This window comes from Vibrio sp. GJ43-1, assembly GCF_055808835.1.
In genome coordinates this window covers 1569985-1590572 of the sequence record NZ_CM147885.1, presented here as the reverse complement: position 1 = coordinate 1590572, position 20588 = coordinate 1569985, and the positions used below count along the sequence as shown (strand labels likewise).

The 20588-nt window shown below is 43.4% G+C and carries 13 protein-coding genes and 6 pseudogenes; 10 read left to right on the top strand and 9 right to left on the bottom strand.

The annotated features are described in order from the left end of the window. Window positions 1–888, top strand: a complete 888-nt coding sequence (locus tag AC0L66_RS24580; protein WP_473569824.1) for a hypothetical protein — start codon at window positions 1–3, stop codon at window positions 886–888. A gap of 9 nt (window positions 889–897) precedes the next feature. Here the strand turns inward: AC0L66_RS24580 and AC0L66_RS24575 are convergent, their stop codons facing one another. Both AC0L66_RS24575 and AC0L66_RS24570 read right to left on the bottom strand, forming a co-directional pair. Beyond that, on the bottom strand, window positions 898–1587 hold the full coding sequence (locus AC0L66_RS24575; protein ID WP_473569823.1) for an HNH endonuclease: 690 nt from the start codon (window positions 1585–1587) through the stop codon (window positions 898–900). Beyond that, window positions 1588–2214 carry a phage repressor protein CI gene (locus AC0L66_RS24570; RefSeq protein ID WP_473569821.1) on the bottom strand — a complete coding sequence of 209 codons (627 nt, stop codon included), beginning with the start codon at window positions 2212–2214 and terminating at the stop codon, window positions 1588–1590. 95 nt (window positions 2215–2309) lie between these two features. On the opposite strand from AC0L66_RS24570, the gene AC0L66_RS24565 reads away from it, so the two are divergent. Continuing rightward, window positions 2310–2522 carry a hypothetical protein gene (locus tag AC0L66_RS24565; RefSeq protein ID WP_473569820.1) on the top strand — a complete coding sequence of 71 codons (213 nt, stop codon included), beginning with the start codon at window positions 2310–2312 and terminating at the stop codon, window positions 2520–2522. Window positions 2523–2633: 111 nt separating this feature from the next. Further along, window positions 2634–2773, top strand: a pseudogene (locus AC0L66_RS24560) (phage regulatory CII family protein); the annotation flags it as partial. A 118-nt stretch (window positions 2774–2891) separates the two neighbouring features. On the opposite strand, the gene AC0L66_RS24555 reads toward AC0L66_RS24560, so the two are convergent. Beyond that, complete coding sequence (locus tag AC0L66_RS24555; RefSeq protein ID WP_473569819.1) at window positions 2892–3422, bottom strand: DUF4823 domain-containing protein; 531 nt, start codon at window positions 3420–3422, stop codon at window positions 2892–2894. A gap of 355 nt (window positions 3423–3777) precedes the next feature. Here AC0L66_RS24555 and AC0L66_RS24550 point away from each other — a divergent pair, with 355 nt between their 5' ends. Together AC0L66_RS24550 and hflX are read left to right on the top strand one after the other, a co-directional pair. Next, complete coding sequence (locus tag AC0L66_RS24550) at window positions 3778–4077, top strand: hypothetical protein (protein WP_265674022.1); 300 nt, start codon at window positions 3778–3780, stop codon at window positions 4075–4077. 164 nt (window positions 4078–4241) lie between these two features. Then, entirely contained in the window at window positions 4242–5579 is a 1338-nt protein-coding gene (hflX, locus tag AC0L66_RS24545; protein WP_265674021.1) for a GTPase HflX, read from the top strand. 117 nt (window positions 5580–5696) lie between these two features. Here hflX and AC0L66_RS24540 read toward each other — a convergent pair. Then, window positions 5697–6618, bottom strand: a pseudogene (locus tag AC0L66_RS24540) (LysR family transcriptional regulator). A 117-nt stretch (window positions 6619–6735) separates the two neighbouring features. On the opposite strand from AC0L66_RS24540, the pseudogene AC0L66_RS24535 reads away from it, so the two are divergent. Further along, window positions 6736–8758, top strand: a pseudogene (locus AC0L66_RS24535) (alkyl/aryl-sulfatase). A gap of 96 nt (window positions 8759–8854) precedes the next feature. On the opposite strand, the pseudogene AC0L66_RS24530 reads toward AC0L66_RS24535, so the two are convergent. Both AC0L66_RS24530 and focA read right to left on the bottom strand, forming a co-directional pair. Further along, window positions 8855–9424: pseudogene (locus tag AC0L66_RS24530) on the bottom strand (CBS domain-containing protein); the annotation flags it as partial. A gap of 876 nt (window positions 9425–10300) precedes the next feature. Continuing rightward, window positions 10301–11749: a formate transporter FocA gene (gene focA / locus AC0L66_RS24525; RefSeq protein WP_473569817.1), complete on the bottom strand. Its 1449-nt coding sequence runs from the start codon at window positions 11747–11749 to the stop codon at window positions 10301–10303. 386 nt (window positions 11750–12135) lie between these two features. On the opposite strand from focA, the gene AC0L66_RS24520 reads away from it, so the two are divergent. Next, complete coding sequence (locus tag AC0L66_RS24520) at window positions 12136–13041, top strand: LysR substrate-binding domain-containing protein (RefSeq protein WP_265674017.1); 906 nt, start codon at window positions 12136–12138, stop codon at window positions 13039–13041. A 128-nt stretch (window positions 13042–13169) separates the two neighbouring features. After that, window positions 13170–13645: pseudogene (locus tag AC0L66_RS24515) on the top strand (DUF1097 domain-containing protein). A gap of 208 nt (window positions 13646–13853) precedes the next feature. Here AC0L66_RS24515 and AC0L66_RS24510 read toward each other — a convergent pair. After that, window positions 13854–15485 (bottom strand): ATP-dependent endonuclease, encoded by a 1632-nt coding sequence (locus tag AC0L66_RS24510; RefSeq protein WP_473569815.1) that lies wholly within the window; start codon window positions 15483–15485, stop codon window positions 13854–13856. A gap of 253 nt (window positions 15486–15738) precedes the next feature. Here AC0L66_RS24510 and AC0L66_RS24505 point away from each other — a divergent pair. Next, window positions 15739–17437: pseudogene (locus tag AC0L66_RS24505) on the top strand (bifunctional metallophosphatase/5'-nucleotidase). A gap of 597 nt (window positions 17438–18034) precedes the next feature. On the opposite strand, the gene AC0L66_RS24500 reads toward AC0L66_RS24505, so the two are convergent. Then, window positions 18035–18697 (bottom strand): tRNA (adenine(22)-N(1))-methyltransferase, encoded by a 663-nt coding sequence (locus AC0L66_RS24500; RefSeq protein ID WP_473569813.1) that lies wholly within the window; start codon window positions 18695–18697, stop codon window positions 18035–18037. A gap of 152 nt (window positions 18698–18849) precedes the next feature. Here AC0L66_RS24500 and AC0L66_RS24495 point away from each other — a divergent pair, with 152 nt between their 5' ends. Next, window positions 18850–19131, top strand: a complete 282-nt coding sequence (locus AC0L66_RS24495) for a hypothetical protein (RefSeq protein WP_428751322.1) — start codon at window positions 18850–18852, stop codon at window positions 19129–19131. Window positions 19132–19267: 136 nt separating this feature from the next. On the opposite strand, the gene AC0L66_RS24490 is transcribed toward AC0L66_RS24495, so the two are convergent. Beyond that, window positions 19268–20503, bottom strand: a complete 1236-nt coding sequence (locus AC0L66_RS24490; RefSeq protein WP_473569811.1) for a leucine-rich repeat-containing protein kinase family protein — start codon at window positions 20501–20503, stop codon at window positions 19268–19270. Window positions 20504–20588: the final 85 nt, after the last annotated feature.

Below are 20588 nucleotides of genomic sequence, written 5' to 3'. Positions count from 1 at the left end.
ATGAAAGTCGACATATTTTTTACCATTAACAGCTTTAATTTTAGTGGCCCAGTCAATGAGCTTATCGGTGACTTAACGGAAGTTTCCGCTTTAATAGCACGTATGAAATCAGAAGAGTTTATACGATTTTCTACTTCGTCTGATTTTTATAATGACATTATCCCTATGCTATATGGGCCTGAATCAATTCCAGAGGCAGGCGTAATATCTTCTTTATTATATGATGGAAAATTTAATCTGGCTGGTAATAGAAACTTTGAAACTTCAGAAGTTATCGAGTTGATAAATAAAGAGGTGCCTACTGAAGATAACCGATGGTTATCTATTTTTGGAGTGTTACCCACGTCTATTGTAATCAATTATCCAGTCCGTAATGTTAAAAATGAAAAGGATATTATTGAGTTTTCAAAGGATGTGTTAAGAAATAATACTTTGAGTTCCGCACAATACTCAGGGGCGTTTAAGGGAATGTATCGTAGCCTTGTCTTTCATCCTCAGTATGATGATCTGGACAATATCACAAGTGGTTGTGTTAATTTCTTAGAGGGTATTTTTGAGATGTTTGATGAAATGAATTGCTATACACCAGAAGATGGTGATACAGAAAATGACATCAAATATTTGGATAAAAAAATCAAGTTTACTACATGCGAGGAAGGCGGTGGTAAGAAGAAGCGTAAGACAAAGGATAAGAAGCTTGATTTTGAATTTGAAATTGATGGTTATACAACAGAGTATAACTGTGAATACCATTGTAAACTAGAGTTCATGGATGGCCAGTATAGAACTGGTAAATACCATGATGACAATCGTATGTACTTTGGCTTTTACAAGCTCACAAATAAAGCTAACAAATTCTTAATAGCACATCTTGGCGATCATTTATAAAGATAGCGGCTATAGGCCGCTTTCTTTTTTGAGAACCTTTTCTCTAAGCTCTTCAGTTAACATATCTCGATCTGGGCTATGATGTAATTTACGGTGGCAATTAGGGCAGAGTGCTGCGCAGTTCTCTACAGTATCAGGACCCTCATCCTTTAAGCGAGTTAAGTGATGCACTTCTAAAAATGGTGTGCCATCCTCTTTTGTAAAAGGTGCATCATTTCTACATAGTTCGCAGCTGCCGTCAGCTCGTCGAATAACCCAACCTTTAACCTTACCTGATCGTTTGTATACTTTTATTGTTGTTTCAATAAACCCCGGTTTTTTATCACCGGAGGGTTTCTTTGGTGTTCTTTTGGCTTTAACCAAGGATTGCATCTCTGCATCGGCTAACCCGATACCGATATACGGAAGCTTAAGTTTCTGTGAGATTAAGCGTTCGATAATGGGAGCCTGCTGTGGGCCTACGTTTGTTAATGGGGCTAAGCCAGAAAGAGCGGGGAGATCCATCAACATCATGATATGTGTGATGTTCGACATTCTTCTACCAAAAGCTTTTGGTGTCCGTCCAAACTTATCGGCAAGATCTTGGTAGTACTTACTCTTTGAATAAGGAGTACCAACATTATCTTTATGGAGCATTTCTAAATAGGCATTGACTGCTTCAGATAATTCTAGTTCAGACCAATCCTTTCTCTTTGCCAATTACTTCTTCTCCATAACCAAAGCAACCCGACCCACAACCCGCACATCATCCTCTTCAACAGTCAACGTAGATCCATTAAAGCTGATCGCCAGCTTCTTGCCTGGTAAACGTTGAATATCGTTTAGGGAGAGTAGGCCGTCCATGTCGACTAGGTAAGTTCCTGTCACTGCTTGGCGGGTTTCTTTGTCAACGACGTAGGTGCTTCCGTCGTAGTCGATAGCCATTACGTTAACTACATTCAACTTATCAAGATAAGTCTTATCAAATGCCAAAGTTCTGGTGCCTGCCAGTTTTCCATTACTCAGTGAGAAATGGTCCAAATCGAAGATTGTTTTGTTTTCGTTTTTCTTTGAGGTATGAGCTTGAGAGTGTTGCTCCGGAAATGCCTCGCCTTCGCCTAATGCAAGATATCTAATCGATGCGCCAGTCTTCAAATGAAGTCTCATGATGACTTCAAATGGCGTCAATTCACGTTGGTGCCAAGTGGAAATCGTTCCTTTTGAGATGCCAAGGGCTTCACCAAGCGACTTGAAGTCCTTGGTGTTGGTGACCGCTTTCATTCTTTCGGTCACATTTTTGCCACCAATGTATTCAAAAGGTGGAATAACAGCTTGTAATTCACTCATAAGAAGTCTATATTTTCACTCAAATGATTACTGGGCGGCGAGCTGCAACTCTTAAGCCCGAAATTAAACAATCAATAACTTACAAGGATACCATCATGCTTTCATATCAAGTAGTACTTAATACCCCTTTTATGACCTACGAGCAGTATTCTCAGTTCTCTGGCATGCCCAAACGCACCATTATGGATTGGGTAGCAGAGGGCAAATTACCCATCAAAAGAAAAGCTAAGAGCAAAGAGACCCCGTTAATCAACATGATTGCGCTGGTCGAAATGGCTACCCGTGAAACGTTAGAGCTTCAGGGTTAAACCATGTCTTTCTCTCGAATGGTGCCCACCAAAGAGTATTGTCCAATTTGGCTCAATATTCTCGGCTGGGTTCTCATTTTCGTCCCTTTCTTCTTCAATTGAGTATTTGCCATGAATGAAATTGACTCAATGTGCGAATTCTGTGGCACTAAACAAAAGGCATTCTTTGATGCGTGTGTGCATTTGCGAACTCGGAGAATATGACCAAGCTTGCAAAGGTCACTGACATGAACGCGATCGTTCTACGTAACAACCATGGGGATGCTTTACGCTCTGAGATTTTGATATAGTCGCACCTCCCGTCCTAGACGAGATATTACTTTTAGTGACTCTCTTAAGTTGGATTGCTAGTGCGCGTGCAATAAGAAACTACACTTTGCTATCAAACAATGTATCTAAGTATTCAGAGATTGGTTGCGGTAGCAAATCTTGAGGGTGGTCGCCGCCAAATGTACCGAGGCCGCTTTTACCTTCGATGATAACAGAATTCACTTCTTGGTTTGCGCTCACATCCCAGGTACTAATCTTAACCTCGACTTTATCTGGTTTCCCAGACCATTCCGTTGCTCTGTCTTCCCAGTGCATAATGGTTGGATACAGCAAATAGTCATAGTGTTTTTCTGATGCGGTTGCCAGAGCTGCCCTTAATGATTCAGGGGTAGTGGCTACCGATACATCGTGTATTTGCGCAATAACCCGAGCTCTAATGATGTTACTCAGCATTTTTCCTGACCCGTTATAATATTTTTCTCCGTAGCTCCCATCATGTGAAAGTGCGATATAAACGGACGAAGAAGGCGCAATCTTATTCGTACTATTTTGCTCAGATACGTTCAATTTATGAGTGTCGGCACATCCGCTAAGTGCTAAAGCTGAAACCAAAAAGATGAGTTTTTTCATGTAGATATTTTTCTCCCCTAACTCTATGTGTGGAGGTAAATTTATTCGAGAGTTAATGGGCTGAGGTTATCAGGACTTAATGAAACAGTCTGTGAGTCATGTGTGAAGTTGTGTATGAATTTTGCCTATTCAACAGACGGGTTAAGCATAGGATATGCAGAATTCACCCGATTCAGTAGCGTGGGGATACACAAGCTACAAAATACACTGTATATTTAAACAGTAGCTGGGTTGGGTTGGGGTGTCTGAGTAATGTGTTTTGCAGAGTAAAAGAGAAATTGGACCCAGGCACGGTAGAGGAAAATAAGGCGGTTTGTAGGGATGGCAGGTATGGTTTGTTCGGAGGATAGGGCTTATGAATGGTGACAGTTCAAATTACGAGTTAATCGATAAAACAAATGCACTTTTTCGTTTGGATTTTGATTTCAAAAATTATGATTTAGTACTTAGTCGAGATGATTTATTGAATCTGGAGAAGCTAGGATCCAAAGAGAAAAAAGTGTTTATATCGAAGAAGGGAATAGAATTTGAAGAGTTGGAAGACTCGGTTTCATTCAGTTATTCCGTTCCTAATGGCAAGCGATTGGACGTGTACCCAAGCTTACCTAAGTTCAATGCACTCATATCAGGTGCGCTGAGTAAGATGGGTTATTAAAGCATTAGATTTAGAGGACACTCCCTCCTTGGGCAATCAGTCTAGCGTAATCATTTTGTATTTAGCCTGTTATTGCTCTATCAAGCTTGTCAATAACAGCGTAGGATCACGCCACTTTAGACCAACTACTAGGTTTGCACTTAGGTGCATAAATGCATTAGATAATGAAACTAACAGCAAAAGCAGCACGCAATAACGCGTTACTTATTTCCATTACCACGCCGGAATTTAAAGGTGATGAAGCGAAAGAGTCTCTCGCGGAACTTGCTCGTTTAGTAACAACCTTAGGGTTTAAAGTGGTTGGCTCCCAGTCGCAAAAGCAAAGCTCGACACAAAAAGCCAGCGTACTTGGTGTGGGTAAGTTGGCTGAAATTGCTCAGTTGACGGGGTATCAAGGTTCCATAGAAGAAGCGGAATATGACGATCTTTTTGATGAAACGGATTTTTCTGATCTTGATGCTGAAACCTTGCCTTCTCAAACTGCAGACGTAGTGGTATTTGATTGTGATTTAAGTCCATCTCAACTACGTAACGTAGAAAGCCAGCTGGGCGTGGAAGTATTTGATCGTACTGGCATAATTATTGAGATATTTAGCCGTCACGCTCGTACCCGTACTGCACGTTTACAAGTTGAAATTGCGCGCCTTAATTACCTAGTTCCAAGGCTTCGCGAAACTGAAAATGGTGATAAAGAACGTCAGATGGGTCAGGGTGCTGGTGAAACATCATTAGAGCTCGACCGCCGAAAAGTGCGAGACCAACTAGCAGACTTAAAACGTGAGCTTGTAAGCGTACAGAATGAATTGAAGAACCGACGTTCACAACGTTCTGAGCTATTTTGTGTTGCTTTAGTTGGCTATACCAATGCCGGAAAATCTTCAATGATGCGCGCTCTGACGGCGACGGATGTCGTGGGTGAGGATAAATTGTTTGCGACACTTGATACGACAGTTCGTGCGCTGCAACCCATTACTCAACCTAGGATCTTGGTATCAGATACGGTTGGCTTTATCAAAAAGCTTCCTCACGATTTAGTCGCTTCATTTCACTCAACACTAGCGGAAGCCCATGATGCGTCATTGTTGCTGTATGTTGTCGATGCCTCTGATGCTTCGTTCCGTGCGCAACTTGATGTGGTCCACGAAGTGTTGGGTCAAGTTGGCGTAGAAGACAGCGAAAAGCTGTTGGTATTGAATAAGTCCGACCGTTTGAGTGCAGAGCAACAGCAAGCGTTATTGGAAGAGTTCCCTGATGCGATGTTCACGTCCACTCGTGATCCCCTTGATATTAAAAAACTGCATAAATACATTGTTGGTGTGGCAGAGCAGGGGATGATCGAAGAAGAAATTATCGTGCCTTATACCGCTAATGGCGTGGTAGGAGAGATCCGCTCTAGTATGAGCGTGACGAAAGAAGAGTACGATTATGAGCATATTAAATTGACCGTACGCACCAGCGAAATTGAACTGGCAAGGCTGAAAAAGCGCATGCGGAATTTATAAGCGCGATTGGCAGTGGTGAAATAGAGTCACGGGTAGGTAGAGGTCACTTTTTCTACCCGTAGTTGTTTGTATTTATGGTGCTACGTTTTATAGGTCGACGTGTTTTTGGACGAAGGATTATCGCAAGAGGGAATTATCGGACGATATAGAGAAATACGTTTGAATCTTATTGCGTAACCACATATTTGCAGGGCTGTGCCGTTCTCTATTGTGGGCAACTAACTGATAGTGAACAGGAATACCAGTAAACGGGGTATCAAGCACTTGGGCATCAAATTTATCGGCAAACATGTGAGCGATACTTCTAGCGATGGTGGCGACACAGTCACTGGCCGATACCATCGACATTTGCGATACCAGTGAGGTACATTCTGCGGCTACCATACGTTCGTGTAACTCTTCTTCGGTAAAATAATCTGCTAAATACGCATCCTCCCTGCGTAATTTTAATGTAATGTGCTTTTCTTGGTAATACTGTTCTTTGCTAATGGTGCCTTTAATTCGTGGGTGTGCATTGCGCGCAATGACGCAAACATCATCGGTAAATAATGCTTCGGTAAAATAAGACGCAGAAGAGTAGTTGGTAAAATCAATCGCGAGATCGGCTTGATGTTGATTTAAACCTTGAAATAGGTGTTCTTCGTTAGCATGCGCTTAGTTGCAGCTCAATTGACACATTACCTAACTGCGTATCGGCTTCAATTTTTGGTAGCAGCATCAGCATAATCGGTTCGGAAGTATAAACAACAAACTTTCTAGGATGCTGAACAGAAAAGCCTTCTAAGCTTTCTAGCGCGTTATTAATTTGAATGAGTGCTGGCTCTACTTGCTTAATGAGTTCCTGAGCGTGTTGTGTGGGGGCAATGCCTCGCCCCGAGCGAACAAACAAAGGGCTACCGACTTGTTTTTGTAATCGCTTTAGTAAACCACTGACACCTGGCTGTGTGAGTCCCATCTCATCGGCGGCGCGAGTTATTGATTGATGACGATAAACAGCGACAAACACTTTTAGCAGATTGAGATCAAAGTCATGAAACATTACGGCCTCATACATAACGATTTGTGATGTGATAAATACAGTGTCATGCATGTATTGTTATGTGTCAAACCTTTAAATTAGCCTCATATCCAATATCGAATGATAAAGAGGTTCCCTATGAAAACTTGTTTTGCTCCTTCAGTCCTATCATTAGCGGTTCTTGTGTCGTTTGGCGCTGCGGCCAATGATTACGCTTCTATCGACACATATGAAGGCAAACCAGCATCCGAGCATACTACGAAAGCTAATGCGGCAGTTGCGAAGATTCTACCGTGGGAAGATACATCCGCATTTGAGCGTACCAAACGTGGACTCATTGCTGAATTTGGCACTCACGAAGCCGGGGAACTTAAACAGCGCTTTAATTATATGACGGATATGTCAGTTGATGACTTACCCCCGTCGGTTAACCCGTCTATCTGGCGTCAAGGCATGCTCAATTATGCGGCTGGTGGTCTCTATGAAGTCACGGACGGTGTATACCAAATCCGTGGTGCAGATTTATCAAATATGACCATCTATCGTACTGACAACGGTTATGTCATTCACGATCCACTACTTTCACGCCAAGCAGCAGCGGCTTCTTGGGATTTTGCCAAGCAGCATCTTCCAGCGATTAATGGTGAACACAAAATCACAGGCATGATTTACTCTCACATGCACGCGGATCACTTTGGTGGTTCACGTGGCATCGTAGAGTCTGGTGACTTTGCTGACGGTGCGAAAATATATGCACCTAAAGACTTCATTAAAGAGCTGGCCGATGAAAATGTGATCGCAGGGACTGCGATGGGGCGCCGCGCAAACTATCAATATGGTACGACGCTAGATAACAATACCAAAGGCATAGTGGATAACGCATTAGGGTTAGGGACTTCTCGCGGTGAAGTGACGTTAGTAGCGCCAACGACTGAGATTCAAGAGCGCGAAAAAACCGTGACTATTGATGGGCTCGAGTTCCATGCGATTAATATGCCTGGTGCAGAAGCGCTAAGCAGAGATTGTTTTGTACGTTCCGCAGTATCGTTCGTTGAATACCGCAGAGCTTACCTATGATGGTATGCACAATATCTACACTTTCCGTGGCGCTAAAGTGCGTGATTCATTGGTATGGACGAAATACCTAACAGAATTGAAGCTGCGCTTTGTTGATAGCGGTTTAGTCGACAATATTCATGCAGCTCACTCCGCGCCAGTGTGGAATAACGCCGATACTGACGTGAACGAAATCTCACAATATATGACGCTACAACGTGATAACTATGGATTTATTCATAACCAAGCGATGCGTTTAGCCAATCATGGCGTGACGATCCACGACGTAGGCCGCGAAATTGAGGGGATAGTGCCTCAATCTCAAATTGACACTTGGCATACTAACGGCTACCACGGCTCATACAGTCATAATGCTCGTGCCGTTGTTAACCTTTATTTGGGTTACCACGACATGAACCCGGTAAATACCAATCCGCTGCAGACTCAAGACCAGTCTTGTGTCTACGTGAATGCTGCAGGTGCAGATACGCTCTACAAAGCAGGTATGACGCATTTTAAAGCGGGTGAGTATCAAGAAGCGTCTCAATTGTTTAATGACTTAGTGCAGTGCGACCCAAATAATATCGATTACCGTTTTGCATTGGCCGACAGCTTTGAACAACAAGGCTACCAATCAGAAACTATGGCATGGCGTAACAGTTATTTGCAAGGTGCGGTAGAGCTGCGTACTGGTGATATTCAGCCATCAATTAAACTGGCGTCATCGGATGTGATTGCTAACACGCCAACTGGCATGTTCTTAGATTTCATTGCGGTAAGCATGAACGCACCAAAAGCTGAGGCGGCGGGACTGGACTTTAACTTCGGTGTTTACCACCCAGATCTTGAAGAGCGTTACTACGGTGAAGTATCGAATGCCAATATGTCGAACATTGAAGTAGACGCTATTCCTGCGGTTGATTTTGAACTGATTATCAACAAAACAGACTTCACCAAAGTCGTATTAGGTGAGACGACATTGGACGAGTTATTTAAATCCGGTCAAGCAGGCGTTAAGGGTGATGCTTCACTACTTAAGCAGCTAGCAGGTACGCTTGATAAGTTCGATGGCATGTTTGAAATTTTACCCATGCCGACAAAGTAATTTATTATCTTTAACAAAGGTGCCCCGGTTTTTACACCGGGGCTTTTTTTGGCCAAACGACTTATTTCCTAACCAAAAACTTTTAAAATGAGTTCATCATGCCGTCGCACGTTCTGGTTCGACGATATTTAAACGCTTACCGTAAGTAGGGCGAATCGCCTGCATGACTTCTAAACGAGAGATACAGCCGACAAGTCTTCCGTCTTCAAGCACGGGCAGCACTTGTGGCTTGTTCACTTTCATTGCTTTTGCACGCTCTTCTACAGAAGCGGTAGTTAAGTTTGTGGCATAGCCCATAGATGATGTTGGGTACAGCTGCTCTTTATCGATACACAGTGCTTCGATAACGTTAACTAACGTCTCTTTCGCGTTAATCGCGACAACATCACGATTCATAATGTCGACGACTTTTTGATCCTGTTGCGGAAGGTAATTCTCGCACCATAGATCCACCATTGCATCGTGCACAGAAAAGAAACCGATTAAACGTCCATGAGCATCCACGACAGAAGCACTGGTTTGATTGTTGTCTAATAGGGCATCCAGTGCGACGGACGTGAGTGTTTCGGCACTAAGCGCAATAGGTTGGTTGTTCATAATGTCTTTTACAATGATGTTGTTCATATCTGGTTCCCTTACTCTTTTTATAGGTCGCGATTTACATACATCGCATTGGGTTATTCGCTTGCCGATAAGACTAAATATAAACGTGATAATGTCGGCAGTTGCTGTGTTCGAAACTAGATTAAGGCAAAAATGGTCATGGCGTAAAATGGGTAATATTGACTAGGGTATTCAAAACTATTGATGTCGCAGTGGAGTTAGCTATGACGGGGCTCTACGCCATATGATGGCCTGGAGTTTATTAATATTTTGATGTTCGCGCCGTCGCCTTGTGGGGCGTTTTTTTAATCAATAACAAAGATGAATATACGCAGTAAGAATCTTTGATGTTGACGTTATTTAATCGTTACTGGCAATGTCATCTCTCGCTATTCCAATTTCTGGCGCGTGTCGATTAGGTTTTAGTGAGCGTAATCGTTTCTTAGTCTTTTGCTGGCTATAGGTGTGAGTCGTTGTGCGACGGTCTATATGTCCTTAAAGGGATGTGATGGTTATTGTCGTCTTTAACATGGTGCGCCTTTGTATCTTTGTACCTTGGGGCGAATGGTAATTAACTGGTTAACAAAGCCGTTGAGCGGTATGAAAACGTGGCTAGCGGTAAGCGACTGCGAGTGGTTTGTTATTGGCTATATGTGTAGTGAGGAACGTTGGTTAATTTACCTGTTATACGGAAGGGCTATAGGACAGCTAATTGGCGCCTAATGAACGTAGCGATGTATTCGTGGTCGAATATCCGATGTCGAATCCAGCCGGAATACAGCCAGCGCGAGTAGTAGGGTTATGCGGGTGGTTGGAACGAGGTAAAGGTTTTTTGAAGGACTAGAAATGGGGTAGCCCCAGCTTTTACACTGGGGCTTTTTTGGCCAAACGACTTATTTTCCAACCAAAAACTTTTTAACTTTTACTGCGATGTGAGCATTAAGCGGTTTCTAAACTGCGCTCGACCACGTTGAGTCGCTCACCGTATACTGGACGAATCGCTTTCATGACGTCTCCACGAGATAGCACACCAACTAATCTTCCATCGTCTAGTACTGGCAGAACATGTGGCTTATTCACTTTCATCGATTTAGCACGCTCTTCTAAAGACAATGTCGTGTAGTTAGTCGCGATACCCATTGAAGTGACAGGGAACAGCTGCTCTTTATCAATACAAAGGAATTCAGCTACGTCGACCAGCTTTTCATTGCAGTGAATAGCGACAACATCACGGTTCATTAGGTCTACCACTTTTTGACCTGCTTTCGGGTTGTAGTTCTCACACCACAAATCAACCATTACGTCATGAACCGAGAAGAAACCTACCAATCGTCCTTCAACATCTACAACAGGCGCGCTCGTTAGGTTGTGGTCAAGAAGTGTGTCTAGCGCAACAGCTGTCAGTGTTTCAGCACTTAGCGTTACGGGTTGGTGAGTCATGATTTCTTTTACGACGATGGTATTATTCATAGTGCTTTCCTTAACTGACATTAGAGTGGTGGTTTGCGTGATTGCAGTGACATTCGCCGCTTTTAATTGCGGTCTACGGTAGATGCTCCAGTTAGCAAGCCCGACTAATACGGCGCCTCCGACGATATTACCGAGTGTCACTGGAACTAAATTATTAGCAACAAAGTGGAAGGGTGTTAAATCGGCATACTGGCTAGCGCTGACGCCAACCGATGCCCAGAATTCCGCTGGCGCAAAATTTTGGATAACAATGCCAAGAGGAACCATAAACATATTGGCCACGCAGTGCTCAAAGCCACTGCTAACGAACATAGCCACGGGTAAGATAGTCATCGCCGCTTTTGTCATCGCATTAGCGGAGCTAAAGGTAAGCCAAATAGCTAGGCACACTAAGAGGTTACAAAGTACGCCCAGTGCAAATGCCTGTACCCATGAATGATGCAACTTATGTTGTGCGATATTGAGGGCATTAAGACCCCACTGACCGTTGTCCATTTGGTACAAACCAGCGGCAGAGACAATAAGTAATAAGAACATCGCGCCAATAAAGTTACCGACGTAGACTTTCCCCCAAACCGACAGCATTTTGCCGAAGGTGATTTGTTTGTTTGCCCAGGAAATACTAGAAAGCACTGAGCTGGTAAATAGCTCACCTCCACAGATCACAATAAGAATTAGGCCCATACTGAAAGCCAAACCGCCAGCGAAGCGGCTCATGCCCCATCCTGCGTCGGCGCTACCCGTCGTCACAGTGATATAGAATAAAAATGCGAGACCGATAAAGGCACCAGCCATAATGGCTAGGCTCATTGTCATGCCGCTGGTTTTCTTAGCCTTACTTAATGCAAACTTCTCTGCTTCAGCCATCATTTCGACAGGAGAAAATAAGAGGTGATTATCGGAGTTGGAAGTTGCCATGGGTTACTCCTTTTCAATTAGTGTGTGTAGTCGTTCGCTCATTTCATAACTCCTTAATCTATTTGCGAAAACAAGGCTGATTGCCGTGTTCGAAACTAGATTAAGGGAGTTTATGGTTAGAGGTAAAATTGATAATTTTTAAAAACCACATCAAATTTATTGATAAGTGCTGTGCACTAGGTAGAATAAGGGTTTCAAGGGTAACGCATTGTTTTCTTGTTATTTTGCATGGTGGCTCTATAACGTGAATTGGCGGTTAATTGACCACTAAAAGACACTGGCAATAACGAATAAGAAAACTTGATGTCCCCGAATGACATAAACGCACAGTGAAGTGCGTTTATTTGTATCAATTTCATTATTTTGACCTGTAGTAAGGAACAACTATGCGGTACTCATTAAAACAACTCGCCGTATTCGATGCCGTGGCTGATAGCGGCAGTGTCAGTCAAGCTGCAGATAAATTGTCTTTAACTCAATCTGCAACCAGCATGTCTCTGGCTCAGCTAGAAAAAATGCTTGGTCGCCCACTTTTTGAAAGACAAGGTAAGCAAATGGCCCTCACACACTGGGGAGTTTGGCTTAGGCCTAAAGCAAAACGCTTATTGCAAGATGCGCAGCAAATTGAGATGGGTTTTTACGAGCAACACTTATTGAGTGGAGAACTCAAACTGGGTGCGAGCCAAACGCCCGCGGAACACTTGGTTCCGGATCTCATTAGTGCCATCGATAATGATTTTCCTGAAATGCGCATCACGTTAGGTGTGCAAAGTACCGACTCTGTTATTGAAGGGGTGTTGGAGTATCAATACGACTTGGGCATTATTGAAGGGCGTTGCGATGACAACCGAATTCACCAAGAGACGTGGTGTCGAGATCACTTGACCGTGGTTGCTGCTGCGCATCATCCGTTTGCAAGACGCGACCGAGTCAGCCTTTCTCAACTTGAACAAGCTCGCTGGGTGTTAAGAGAGCATGGTTCAGGTACACGTAAAATATTTGATAGCTCCATCCACCATCTTATTGGCGATCTCGATGTTTGGCGTGAGTATGAGCATGTTCCTGTACTGCGAAGCATGGTTGCCAATAGCCAGTATTTAACGTGTTTACCGTATTTAGATGTAGAGCGTTTCATTGAGGCAGGACAGCTGGTGGCTCTAAATGTCCCTGAATTAGAAATGGAGCGAACATTGTCGTTTATTTGGCGTGCAGATATGGCAGAAAACCCACTTGCGGAATGTGCTAAACGTGAAGGCATGCGAATGATGAAAGGTCGTCCATCAATATTGTAGTGTGATTTGCATCTCATTTGTATTGCAACTGATTCATTCGTACATTGATCGGTGGGATTTTGATCACTTAATGTTGGCGATCTTTTGGCTATTGTAGTGCCTGTGTTTACAAATACTGGTGCAAAGTAATGAGTCAATTGATCGCAATTTCGCTAACGACAGGTATTCTTTCTGGAATTTGGGGATGGATTGCCATTTCGTTTGGTTTGCTTTCATGGGCTGGATTTTGGGTTGCACTAGTTATTTTGCCTCTCCTACGGATGGCGCTAAAGGATTGGCTAAAAGCTTGTTAACCAATTTATCTGGCGTGGTATGGGCATTGGTTATTATCCATGGCTCCTCACTGATTAACATGGAAATCGCAGGTTACATAATGACGGCATTGGTCTCATTTTGCATGTGTATACAAGCTAAGCGTGCGTGGCTTGGTTACATTCCCGGTACCTTTATTGGAGCGTGTGCAACGTTTGCTGCGGATGGAAATTGGCAATTAGTCGTTCCTTCATTAGTATTAGGTGGCTTGTTTGGCTACGCAATGAAATCCAGCGGATTATGGCTACATGCTAATCTTGGGCAACGAGATGCTCAGCTATTAAAGCAATAGAATCTGAAATACTCGAACGGACAATACTCGAACGGACAATACTCGCCGAAAAGGAAAGTAAATTCATACTGTAAGGGTTCATCAAGATTAGTGATGAGCCCTTTTTAGTTCGGTTATATTCTCATGAACAGCAGCGATACGAGAAATACTAGCGATTGCGCCTGTCCTTGGGGTTTTGTGATGTTTGTTATTTAATGCATTGAAAAATTTATGTATTTCCATTTGCCATGGTAATGACTCGTTTGAGGATCCAACGAATGAGCAGCGGAATGCTATCGACGCCTCGGTCCTCACACTCCCCAACAATCGCCAATGCGAGGTCGGGTTTGGCGAACTTTTTCAGCACTCGCACAACCACTTTATGAGGCGGAATCGGGTGGTCATTAGGAATCTTGATTAACCCCTTAAAAAAGTCTTCAAACCCGTTGATATACAAGTAATGTTCAATATCACGCTCGGGTAATTCGGTTAAGTGATGGCGAGGGTGCTCTCCGTCGAGCTGATTCATCACTGCCGCTGCGTATTTTTTCCCTGCCGCATCGCCATCGGTGACGACATGCCAATCGATACCAAAGGTTTTGGCCACTTTGATCAGAGATTTTAATCCGGACTGTGCAAACTCTATGATTTGCACGCCTTCTGCCGCTAAATTATAACCGCTCAAATTGGCCAGTTCATTGAACAGCCAAACCTCAGTTTCACCTTCGACCAGTAGCCAGCAGCGAGCAAATAGTGCCCGAGAACGATGAAAGCGAATATGAAAGCCGACTCGTCGCAGTTCGTCTTTCGATAAGTGTTTGGTGCTTAGACTGGTCGCAACCGTGCGGTCTGACTGCCGAACCAAGCGACGTATGGACTGTATGGGCACCGTGCCTAATAAATCACTACTGTTGGTCGTTAGGATTTTCTGCATGGGGAGCATTTGTAATAAGCTCCATGCGCGAGACAAGTGGGTAGGGTGTAAGCGACCTTCTGGATCTTCTAATATCAGTATAGGTCTAGCACAGCGGCGAAGGTCATTGGGCCCTTTGGCTTGCAAATACGCATTAAGTAACCCGAGCAGAAGTAAACGAGTTTGATGGTTTTTGGTTTCGTCGATAATGTTGACGAGATTTTGTTCAGAGTGAGGGCGGCTAAAAAATACGCCGTCACGGTTTTTGGTGACAGACTCACGAGAATGACTTTTAAATGAAAAGTAATGCTCAACCAAATCGCGCATGGTATTCAAGCTGCTTTTTATTTCACCTTTATTAACGTGCCCCGGCACGGCGAGAAGGCGGCGGCATGTGTTGTTAATGCGTTTCTCTGCTCGTGAATTGTGCAAGCGCTCTAATTCCATAGGATGACGGAAGCGACGTGAATCCCTAAGTCTAATCACAGGGTGTAATGTCATTAATTCTTGGGCAATTTTTTCTGAATGGTGAAGGCGTAAAGTCTGTCCTTGTCTATCTAGAAAGGCGTAATGCTGTGTCACGTTGTATGCTTCGAGTGTGGCACTAATGCGGTAGTAAAACCGATATGTTCCGTTTTCGTCGACTTGCCATACGGGTTTTAATTTTCGGTATCGACCAGTAAGAGTTTCATTTTTTTCAGTAGAGACAAAAGAGAGGACAATTTGTAGGTGGCGAGTTTGTGGATGTGAGACAGAGTGGTCGACATGGAAATCGGTCATTTCAAACTGATAGAGTTCTCCATCTGAAGGTAATACCACGCAAATTGCATCCAGTAGCGACGACTTGCCCCAAGTGTTTTCACCAATGAGCGTGGTTAAATCGTCTAATGCAAGAGACAGGCGCTTTATGCCTCGGAAACCAGAGATATCGATTCTGTCTAATTTCATCCAACTCTCCCGAGTGCTTCGCAAAAGTTATTTAAGTAAAATCGTAAAGTGATGAGCAGTATCTATCTAAATTATAAGAAACTATTTGTGACTTTGTTGGATGTTAGCTCATAAAGTTATCTAATAACCTTAGATATTTAGTGTGATGTATATCTTACTAAGACCTGTATAATGCTTGTGTGATTTCAAAAAATTCATTTGAATGTCACATAATGCTGGCTACCATCAGAGGGGAGAATTAAGAGATAATACTATGATAAAAACAACAACACCTCTCAAATTGACCATCGCGCATATTAACGATACGCACTCCTACTTTGAACCCACTTCCTTACAACTCAAGGTTCAGGTCGCTAATCATGAATTTCACCCCTTTGTTAGTGCGGGTGGATTTGCACGCATCAAAACCCGCGTAGAACAAATTAAAGCGGCGCATAATAGTGATGACTTCCTATTTCTTCATGCTGGCGATTGCTTTCAAGGCACCTTGTATTTTTCACTCTTCAAAGGCGAAGCGAACGCTGAATTGCTTAATGCCCTAGAGTTGGATGCCATGGCACTTGGTAACCATGAGCTGGATATGGGTAACGACCCGGTTGGGCAGTTTGTACGTAGCATTCAGTTTCCATTTCTAGCTTAGTAACTGGAACTTATCACAAGAAGGTAGCAAGGCCTTTTCACTTAAGGGGCAACCCAATGTTTATGATTATCAACCCGCCACAAAAACAGCAAAATGGGTAGAAAAAACGATTAAGGGAGATAAGTTAGCGATTTTCGGGCTCTCAATTGACAAGATGGCAGATATCGCTAACCCAGATAGTGATACGGTTTTTGAAAACGCGATATTAACGGCAAAAAATACCATTCAAGCCATTCATGACTCGGGCATCAATAAGATCATTCTGCTTAGTCACCTTGGTTATGATGCTGATCTTGATCTGGCGAGTAAAGTCGACGGCTTAGGTTTGATCATTGGCGGGCATAGTCACGTGCTGCAAGGTGATTTTTCTTGCTTGGGGTTAGTAAGTAAAGACCCATATGGCGTAAAAGTTGGCAATACTCATGTTGTTCAGGCTGGGCACCACTCTATGACAATGGGGCACTGTGAGATCGAATTTGATACGAATGGCGTGGTTACGCAGTTTAGTGGAAAAAATGAGCTCTTAGTCGGGCGCCGTATATTTATGGACGTCGATAATGCCTTAACCGATGATGACTATGATGCGGTAAAAGCAACGGTACAAGGCCACTCTAATGTTGTTCAGTGTCGTAAAGATGAGCGAATCAAGGCGATTCTAAGAGACAAATACCAACCTCGAGTTAGGGCATTGCAGCAAAGCACCATAGCGTCGCTACGTCGTCCACTTCGCCATGTACGGCTACCCGATACCCAAGGAGGCAGTCAGATCGCGCCTTCTGTCGCGGAATCATTTCATTATGCGATGAGCCAATTAGGTCATACACCTGAATTTGCCATACACAATGCGGGGGGCGTGAGAAATTCTCTAAATGCAGGGGATATTTCGGTCGCCGATATTGCCGGAAAGCTGCTGCCGTTTGCCGTTCCTATCGGGGTCTATGGCATACAAGGTTGTTATATCCCTCTTATCATTGAGGGGGCGATTAATAACGCCACTGATAACGGTGTGGTTGGAACCGGATCGGGCAGTTATCCTTACACTTATCAACTTGAGTTTCATTATGACAAAGATGCGCCTATGGGTGAGAGGGTAAGCGATGTCTTTATTGCAGGAAGGCCACTTGATGCTACCCGACTATATACTGGCACCTCAAGCGCATATACCATGAAAGGCAAAGAAGGCTATGACGCCATCTTGAATATGCAAGGTGAGGGGATCGTAACGAATTGGTCTATGTCTGACTGTTTTATTAAGCTATTGAAAGATAAACCGGAAAGGTTAATTTCCGCGTGTCAATATCAAAAGCTTTAGTCTGAAAAAGGTTATCAAACGCTAAATTGGTATCTTTATTGCAGTGTTTTAGGTGAATACTGTTGTCGCTTACCTGACATTGATGTTGTTTAGTCAGCGATGCTTACCGCGCTCTTTGGAGGCGATATGTGGAATAAAGATTGGTTTGATGTAGCCGTTGTGGCGAGCTGGATTGGGGTATGGCTAGTGATGCTGTACTTTATGCCAAGTGGCGGCATAATCTAAAATTAATGATAAAAAGCTGATGGAGACATCGGCTTTTTTCATATGTAGAGACCGTTAGGTTCACATTGTTCAATGTTTTGAGAGAAAGAGAAAGAGAAAGAGAAAGAGAAAGAGAAAGGCTCGATACAAGAAAGAAAGTGGCCGAGTACAACTTCCTCTCGGCCATTCCAGACGCGCAAGCAAAGGCGTTCGCTACCAAGTTAAGAAATACCGCTCGTTCAGTCAAGCCAATAAGCACCACATTTGCTTTGAATATTGATATGTCATACGGTTACCTAAAGATGTGCGGTGCACTTAACACTTTTGGTGCTTGGTCCTGCGCTAGCTAACGGTTTGCTTTGAGCGCTCCCTGCTTATCACAAACAGAAATTCTTAGCAGTAATCTTGCAAGATATTGGTGACGTCGGATCTACCACCACGTTGAATACGTTCATAGTGACGCAGAGTGTTGTCGAGATAATTGGTGGCTGTTTCGGTTTGCTCCGAGCTGGTGGTTTGCCAGAATTCCTTGCCAACGGAACTAATGATATCGCCTTGTTCGGGATTGGTTGTCACCAGCATGACTTCGTAAAAGCGACGGTTGTCCTCAACCAATGACTCACGAAGAAGACGCAAATTATTTTTTATCAAGGTTTGGCGAAGCGCATACTGATGGTGAACAGGACACAATAGAAAATCGATGTCTAACTGTGGATAGCGTTGGCAAAGGCCGCTGACAAATTTCATCATTAAATCTCCCCCTACGCCAGCAATGACAACTAAATGCTTGCCTTTGTACTCGGATAACGGCAGCGTGGCGACGTCGATACAATGGACGTAATACGTAGACGGACACGTTGCATAAAACTGTTCGAGCTTATCTTCAAGTGCCGTCATTAGTTTAGGTACAATATCAACAAAATGGATATGCTTCGCGGCATTACGATCTAGTAGTGCGGCACCTAGGAATCCGTGATCACAGCAGCAATCCCAAATATGGGTGTAGTTTGAAGCGATCATGTGATCGATCTGCGAGAGTCTGTTGCTTAACTTCAAGGAAAGTACCTATACGTTTAGACCGTTAACTATTTTAGGAAATTGCGCGCATTGTAATGGTTTTCTTAGCGTTAGCGAAGTAGTCTGGTTATATCGTTTTTAGCTAGGGCAATTTCGCGTTACTAGAACTTACGACGAGAACAAGGAATGATATGAACGTAGATAAAGCAAAAAAGCGCATTGCTAAACAAGTGAAAAAGGGATTTAAAGGCTACCCACAAATCACATTGGAATATCGTGGTGAAACAGCAGAGAGGGCATCTGAGGTCGTGGTTCAGTTTGTATTGGCTGAAGGCGCTCAAATCCAAGAGGAGTTGTTTGCGAGTACGACCGATGCACGAAATGATGAAGTGATTCAGTCAGCGTTAGTTAAGATTATTGAGCGTGCCAATGCCAGTTCAGTCATTGAAGTGGAAGGCGTGTCGTTAATTTAATCGCCGATCACCGAGTTTGGCGGAGTCTTCACGTTACTTCACCCATTAGGCTGGGCACTAGATATGCTACACCTAATAGGGAAATAACGATTCGCATATGCGGAAATCATCGCAGCCTGATATTGAGAAAAGGCGGTTATGTTTTTTCGCGCAACACCTTGTATTGCTTGGTGTTAACATCCTGCTTTGCACAAATATTTAGCAGGTCATCAATGAAGTGTTTCAGCGCGCGCTGCTCTATGGCTTTTACTTTGTTTTGTTGCTGGCTTGATAGCATGTGATACATGGTGGCGGCACCAAAATCACCAAATATAATATTACCCGCTTCATCAACAAGCGTGTTGTGTGCATACAGATCGCCATGACACACTTGATTTGAGTGTAAATGCTCAAATACGTCTTCCATCTGTGTAACAATTTTTTCAATCTTTTCAATGGGTAAGGTAAAGTCTGGCTCAAAAGTATCTCGTGTGCAGCTGTCTAAACAAGGGGGCAAGCCTAAGTTTTTATAGTGAGCTGGGATTAAGTTCATGATCAAAGCTAAGTAGTTTTCCTCATGCACTTGCGCTAAAGATTGAACGAGGTTGGGGTGATTACCGACTTTTAAGCAAGCTTGCAATTCATCTTCTGGGTAACCATCGCTCGTCACTTGGCCTTTAAACACCTTGACCGCGATTTCTTGCGGTAGCGTTGCTTGCGCTTGGTTCCATATCGCTTTAGAAATCACACCCGATGCACCTTGCCCCAATGTTTCCTGCAAAGTAAAACTTGTGGCTTTGATTTTAGGAACAGATTGGATGTTAATGTCGGATTGACAAAATGGATTGCCAGCAAAGGCAAGCCATGCCAGCTTAGGTAATGATAGTAATGAGTCTGGACATTGCGTTAATTGGTTAGCGGAAATCCGCACCAGCTCAAGGTTATGCAGGTTGTCGATCGTGCTTGGTAGTGCCGTTAAGCGATTTCCAGCTAGGGCTAACTTTTGCAATCGAGGTCGTTCGCCTAACGAATCGGGCAACGATGAAATCTGGTTATCCGTTAAGATAAGCCAACGTAAACGTTTTGGTAATGACTCTGCTGGGACATGCTTGATGTTATTGGCTTTAAAGCCGACCATTTCTAAGTTAGGGCAGCGACCTAACACGGAAGGTAAGGTATCAAATAGATTGTTTGAGGCAAACACGATTTTGAGTTTGCTGAATGTTTCTAATTCATCAGGTAGTGATGTGAGTAAGTTATTCGACAAATCGAGAACTTCTAAGCTATCGGCAAGCGATAAAATCTCTAATGGGAAAGTGGTCAGTGATTCGGATAATTTGAGATGAGTTGTGCCAAAAAGTTCGCCGGATTGGAGCTGTGAAAGCGTCTGCAAAATGATTTGTCCATACTAGGTAGTGATTTTGAACGTGGCTAGTTTACGCGAAATACTCGTAGGTTGTGTAGAGCTAGGCGCAATT